The organism is Allobosea sp., assembly GCF_036675845.1.
GTDB lineage: Bacteria > Pseudomonadota > Alphaproteobacteria > Rhizobiales > Beijerinckiaceae > Allobosea.
The window spans coordinates 1-5,189 of record NZ_JAKFED010000160.1; the positions used below are offsets into that span (position 1 = coordinate 1).

The following is a 5,189-nucleotide window of genomic DNA, read 5'->3' on the forward strand; positions in this document are numbered from 1 at the left end:
CGCCCTTCCTCAACAATGCCGCGACGGTGCTGGTGATGGCGCCGATCGGGGCCGGCTTCGCCAAGACGCTGGGCTATAATCCCGACGCCTTCCTGATGGCGGTGGCGATCGGGGCCGCCTGCGATTTCCTCACGCCGATCGGCCACCAGTGCAACACGCTGGTGATGGGGCCGGGCGGCTATCGCTTCGGCGATTATGCCCGCCTCGGCGCACCGCTGTCCTTGCAGGTGGTGTTGCTAGCCGTGCCGCTGATCCTCTGGGTCTGGCCGCTGCGCTGAGCCGCGGCCGGCCCTTCACGCGGTCCTCATGCCAGCCGGACTACGGCGTCGCCCAGCTTCACCTCGCCGCCGGCAAGCACGCGTGCGGTGATGCCACCATGGCCGCGCACGGCGTTGTAGCCACCTGTTCCCAGGGTCTCCTCCATGCGTGAGCAGGGATGGCAATCGCCGCTCCATTCCAGCGTGGCCCCGCCGATCCGGAAGCGGCGATTCTTCAGGGCAAGCAGGTTGATGCCGGTTACCACGATGTTGCGCCGGAGCTGGTCGGGGTCGACCGCCGCGAGACCGAGATGGCTGGCGATGGCCGCCAGATGCTCACTTTCGATCAGCGTGACATGGCGCGCGCCGCCGGTGCGGCTGCGGTAGCGATCGCCGATCAGGCCCTTCGCCGGGTCCAGTGTCGCGAGCTCCACGATCGCCATCGCGGCGCGCCGCGCCGGCCTGAGCCCGATCCATACGACGCGCCCCGGCCGCATCGGCGCTTCGATCAGGCGGGCGAGTGGCGAGGCCGGGTTGAGCACGAGTTCCGCCCTCAGCCCGCGGCGAGGCGCGACAGCAGGGCCTGCCCGCGCGGCGAGAGCCGATAGCCGACTTCCAGGTTCTCGGTCAGCCCGAGCGCCTTGAGCTTGCGGACATCCTGCTTGAAGGCCCGAGTCTCCAGGCCGAGCAGCGCGGCGAGTTCCGGCGCGCGGCGGCCGGGATGGGCTGCGATCAGGGCGAGTGTGGCCCCCGTCCACGAGCGGCGCGCATCGAGCCGTGCGAGTTGCCCGGTGAGAGCTGTCGCCTCGTCATCGCTCAGCTCCGCCATCTCCCGCAGTGCCAGCCGCGGATCGGGGCCGGCGAGGTGCAGGCGGATGCGGCAGAGCTCGCCCTCCCGCCCGGCCAGGCTCGCGAGCGCGGCGTCTCGCGAGGCGAAGCCGGCAGCCTTCGCCTGTTCGTCATCGATCTCGGCTTCGGAGATCGGCTCGACGGTTTCGATCGCCAGCACGCCTATGGCCGTCGTCAGGCTGCCGCCGCTCCGGACTCTCGGCCGGCGCCAGCGCCGCAGGACGACGGTGATCCTGCCCTCGGTGATGCCTGCAAGCGTCTGCCGGTCGAGCAGCATGGCTTTTAGGCCATCACCTTGGCCATCACATCCTTGAGCCCGCCATCGCGTTCGAGCCAGCCCGGCACCGGCAGCCCCTTCGAGCGCAGGAATTCCGGATTGAACAGCTTCGACTGATAACGCGTGCCGTAGTCGGCGAGGATGGTCACGACGGTGTGGCCGGGGCCGAGCTCCTTTGCCAGCCGGATCGCCCCGGCGACATTGATGCCTGACGAGCCGCCGAGGCAGAGCCCTTCCTCCTCAAGCAGCTGGAAGACGAGCGGGATCGCCTCCTCGTCCGGGATCTGGAAGGCGACGTCGATCGGCGCGCCCTCGACATTCCTGGTGATCCGGCCCTGGCCGATGCCTTCGGTGATCGAGGTCCCCTCGGCCTTGAGCTCGCCCGTGGTGTAGTAGGAATAGAGCGCCGCCCCCATCGGATCGGCGAGGCCGATCCGGACCTTCGGATTGAGAGCTTTCAGCGCCATGGCGACGCCGGCCAGCGTCCCGCCGGTGCCGACGGCGCAGATGAAGCCGTCGACCTTGCCTTCGGTCTGCGCCCAGATTTCCGGGCCGGTCGTCTCGAGATGGCCCTGCCGATTGGCGACATTGTCGAACTGGTTGGCCCAGATCGCGCCGTTGGCTTCCGTCTTCGCCAGCTCCTCGGCGAGGCGGCCGGAGACCTTCACATAGTTGTTCGCATTGGCGTAGCCGACCGCCGGGACCTCGACCAGCGTCGCGCCGGCGAGCCGCAGCATGTCCTTCTTTTCCTGGCTCTGCGTTTCCGGGATGACGATCACGCTGCGGTAGCCCAGCGCATTGCCGACCAGCGCCAGCCCGATGCCGGTATTGCCGGCCGTGCCCTCGACGATGACGCCGCCGGGGCGCAGAGCCCCACGCTTCTCGGCATCGCGGATGATGGCCAGCGCCGCGCGGTCCTTGACCGATTGTCCGGGATTCATGAACTCGGCCTTGCCGAGGATTTCGCAGCCGGTTTCCTGCGAGGCGCGCTTCAGCCGGATCAGGGGGGTGTTGCCGATCGCTTCGACGACGCCTTGGCGGATAGTCATGGCCGTTTCCTCTTTGGCCTGCCGCCGGTTCGACACCGGCAAGTCGCAGCGGGCCGCAACCATAATCGGTTTGCCGGCCGCATCACGGGATAACTCTTCCAAATTTCCCCGAAAAGAGATGATGATTTCCCTGTTGGGACCGGAACTGATAGGCCACGCCTTCTCCCTGGTCACCATCCGGACGCACATGCCCGCCCTTGCCATGAACGAAACCCTGACGATCGCGCGGCTCGGCCAGCGCGGCGACGGCGTGGCCGATACGGCGGACGGCCAGGTCTTCGTGCCCTTCGCCCTGCCGGGCGAGAGCGTGCGCGCCGTGCGCGACGGCGAGCGGGCGCAAGCTATCGAGATCCTGACGCCTTCGGCCTCGCGCATCGCCGCGATCTGCCCGCTCTTCACCCGCTGCGGCGGCTGCGTCGCTCAGCATATGGGCGAGGGGCTCTATGCCGAATGGAAACGCCAGCAGGTCGCGACCGCGCTCGGGCGGGCCGGGATCGCGGTCGCGGTCGAGTTGCCGCTCGATGCCCATGGCGCCGGGCGCCGGCGCGTCACCTTCCATGCCAGGCGCGAGGGCGACGGCATGCGCATCGGCTTCATGGCCGCGCGCAGCCACGATCTCATCGCGGTCGAGGCCTGCCCGGTGCTGGCGCCCGGCCTGGCGCGGGCGCCCGCCGTGGCGCAGCTGCTGGCCAACCGGCTCGGCGGCTCGAACAAGCCGCTCGACCTGCAGATCACCGCTTCCGAAGCCGGGCTCGACGTCGACATCCGCGGCCATGGCCCGGCCGGCAATGCGCTGCGCCGCACGCTGACCGAGGCGGCCGAGCGGCTCGACCTGGCGCGACTTGCCATGCATGGCGAGATCATCGTCGAGAGGCGCTCTCCCTTCCATCTGATGGGCAAGGCCACCGTCACGCCGGGGCCGGGCGGCTTCCTGCAGGCGACCGCACGCGGCGAGGAGGCTCTGGCCGGGCTCGTGCTCGCGGCCCTGCCCAAGGCGAAGCGCGTCGCCGATCTCTTCGCCGGCTGCGGCCCGTTCAGCTTCCGCCTCGCCGAGCGCTGCCATGTCACCGCTTTCGAGAGCGACAAGGCGGCGGTGCAGGCGCTGCTGCGCGGCGCCGGCCAGGCGCAGGGCCTGAAGCCGATCACGGCCGAGGCCCGCGACCTCTTCCGCCGGCCGCTGCTGGAGCATGAGCTCGCCGGCTTCGACGCCGTCGTGCTCGATCCGCCCCGCGCCGGAGCCGAGGCGCAGATCCGCCGGCTCGCGGCCTCCAAGGTCGCCAGCATCGCCTATGCCTCCTGCGATCTCGGCAGCTTCGCGCGCGATGCGGCGCTTCTGCTGGCGGGCGGCTATGCGCTGGAGCGCGTGACGCCGGTCGATCAGTTCCGCTATTCCGCCCACATCGAACTCGTCGGCGTCTTCCGCAAGGCTGCCGGCGGCCGCAGATAGTTGATCGCCCTGGAGGCAGGATGAGCGCGCCCGTTATCGAAGCTCTGGCCGGCATTGTCGGTGCGAAGAATGTCATCACCGATGCCGATGCGATGGTGCCTTATCTCAAGGAGCCGCGCGGTCTTTTCCACGGCAAGGCGCAGGCGGTGGTGCGGCCGGGCTCCGTCGCCGAGGTTTCGGCCCTGATGAAGTGGGCGGGCGAGACCGGCGCGACGGTCGTGCCGCAAGGCGGCAATACCGGCATGGTCGGTGGCCAGGTCCCGGTCGCCGAAGGCCGGGAGATCATCCTGTCGCTGCAGCGGCTCGACAGGGTCCGCTCGGTCGATGTCGCGGGCGACACCATGACCGTCGAGGCCGGTGTCATCTTGCAGAAGGCGCAGGAGGCGGCGGAAGCCGCCGGGCGGCTCTTCCCGCTCTCGCTCGCTTCCGAAGGCTCCTGCACCATCGGCGGCAATCTCTCGGCCAATGCCGGTGGCACAGCGGTGATCGCCTATGGCAACGCCCGCGAGCTCTGCCTCGGGCTCGAAGTCGTTCTGCCCGACGGGCGCGTCTGGAACGGGCTGCGGCAGTTGCGCAAGGACAATACCGGCTACGACCTGAAGAACCTCTTCATCGGTTCGGAAGGCACGCTGGGCATCATCACCGCCGCGGTGCTGAAGCTCTTCCCGCTGCCGGCGGCGCGCGCCACCGCCTTCCTCGCCGTGCCGGGTCCGGAAGCCGCGCTTTCGCTGCTCAACAAGGCCAAGGCCAGCGCCGGCGGCACGCTCACCACCTTCGAGCTGATGCCGCGCATCGGCCTCGACTTCGTCATCCGCCATGCCAGCGGCGCCCGCGATCCGCTCTTCGAGCCTTCGCCCTGGTATGTGCTGATGGAGGTCTCGGCGCAGGCCGATGCCGGGCTGAGCGAAGCCGTCGAGCTTTTCCTCGGCGAGGCCATGGAGGAGGGGCTGGTCACCGATGCGGTGCTCGCCGGCTCGCTCGGCCAGCGCGCCGATCTCTGGAAGCTGCGCGAGATGCTGTCCGAGGTGCAGACCTATGAGGGCGGCTCGATCAAGCACGACGTCTCGGTGCCGCTGCATGCGATGCCGGAGTTCCTCAGGCGTGCCACCGCCAGGGTCGAGGAGCTGGTGCCCGGCTGTCGGCCGGTGCCCTTCGGCCATCTCGGCGACGGCAACATCCATTTCAATGTCAGCCAGCCGGTCGGCGCCGACAAGGCGGCCTATCTCGCCGGCTGGGACGCGATGAACACCGCCGTCCACGCCATCGTCAGCGAACTGCACGGCTCGATCTCGGCCGAGCACGGCATCGGC

At 69.4% G+C, this 5,189-nt stretch carries 6 protein-coding genes; 3 read left to right on the forward strand and 3 right to left on the reverse strand.

The features are described 5' to 3' along the window. Positions 1-278 (forward strand): SLC13 family permease (locus V6M56_RS18080; protein ID WP_332685551.1); only part of this gene is annotated, 278 nt, incomplete at its 5' end. 26 nt (positions 279-304) lie between these two features. On the opposite strand, the gene V6M56_RS18085 is transcribed toward V6M56_RS18080, so the two are convergent. Genes V6M56_RS18085 through V6M56_RS18095 form a run of 3 tightly spaced genes read right to left on the reverse strand, consistent with a single transcriptional unit; the run spans position 305 to position 2,432 of the window. Next, positions 305-799: an MOSC domain-containing protein gene (locus V6M56_RS18085; protein WP_332685552.1), complete on the reverse strand. Its 495-nt coding sequence runs from the start codon at positions 797-799 to the stop codon at positions 305-307. A gap of 11 nt (positions 800-810) precedes the next feature. Then, positions 811-1,383, reverse strand: coding sequence for a hypothetical protein (locus V6M56_RS18090; protein ID WP_332685553.1), 573 nt, complete (start codon positions 1,381-1,383; stop codon positions 811-813). A gap of 5 nt (positions 1,384-1,388) precedes the next feature. Then, positions 1,389-2,432 (reverse strand): cysteine synthase A, encoded by a 1,044-nt coding sequence (locus tag V6M56_RS18095; RefSeq protein ID WP_332685554.1) that lies wholly within the window; start codon positions 2,430-2,432, stop codon positions 1,389-1,391. A 118-nt stretch (positions 2,433-2,550) separates the two neighbouring features. Here V6M56_RS18095 and V6M56_RS18100 point away from each other — a divergent pair, with 118 nt between their 5' ends. Beyond that, positions 2,551-3,879 (forward strand): class I SAM-dependent RNA methyltransferase, encoded by a 1,329-nt coding sequence (locus V6M56_RS18100; protein WP_332685555.1) that lies wholly within the window; start codon positions 2,551-2,553, stop codon positions 3,877-3,879. 20 nt (positions 3,880-3,899) lie between these two features. Then, positions 3,900-5,189: FAD-binding oxidoreductase (locus tag V6M56_RS18105; RefSeq protein ID WP_332685556.1), on the forward strand; the 1,290-nt coding region annotated here is incomplete at its 3' end.

Bases quoted from the DNA above. Each gene is read 5' to 3' on its own strand.
- V6M56_RS18090 (WP_332685553.1), bottom strand. From the start codon at position 1,383: ATGCTGCTCGACCGGCAGACGCTTGCAGGCATCACCGAGGGCAGGATC.
- V6M56_RS18095 (WP_332685554.1), bottom strand. From the start codon at position 2,432: ATGACTATCCGCCAAGGCGTCGTCGAAGCGATCGGCAACACCCCCCTG.
- V6M56_RS18100 (WP_332685555.1), top strand. From the start codon at position 2,551: ATGATGATTTCCCTGTTGGGACCGGAACTGATAGGCCACGCCTTCTCC.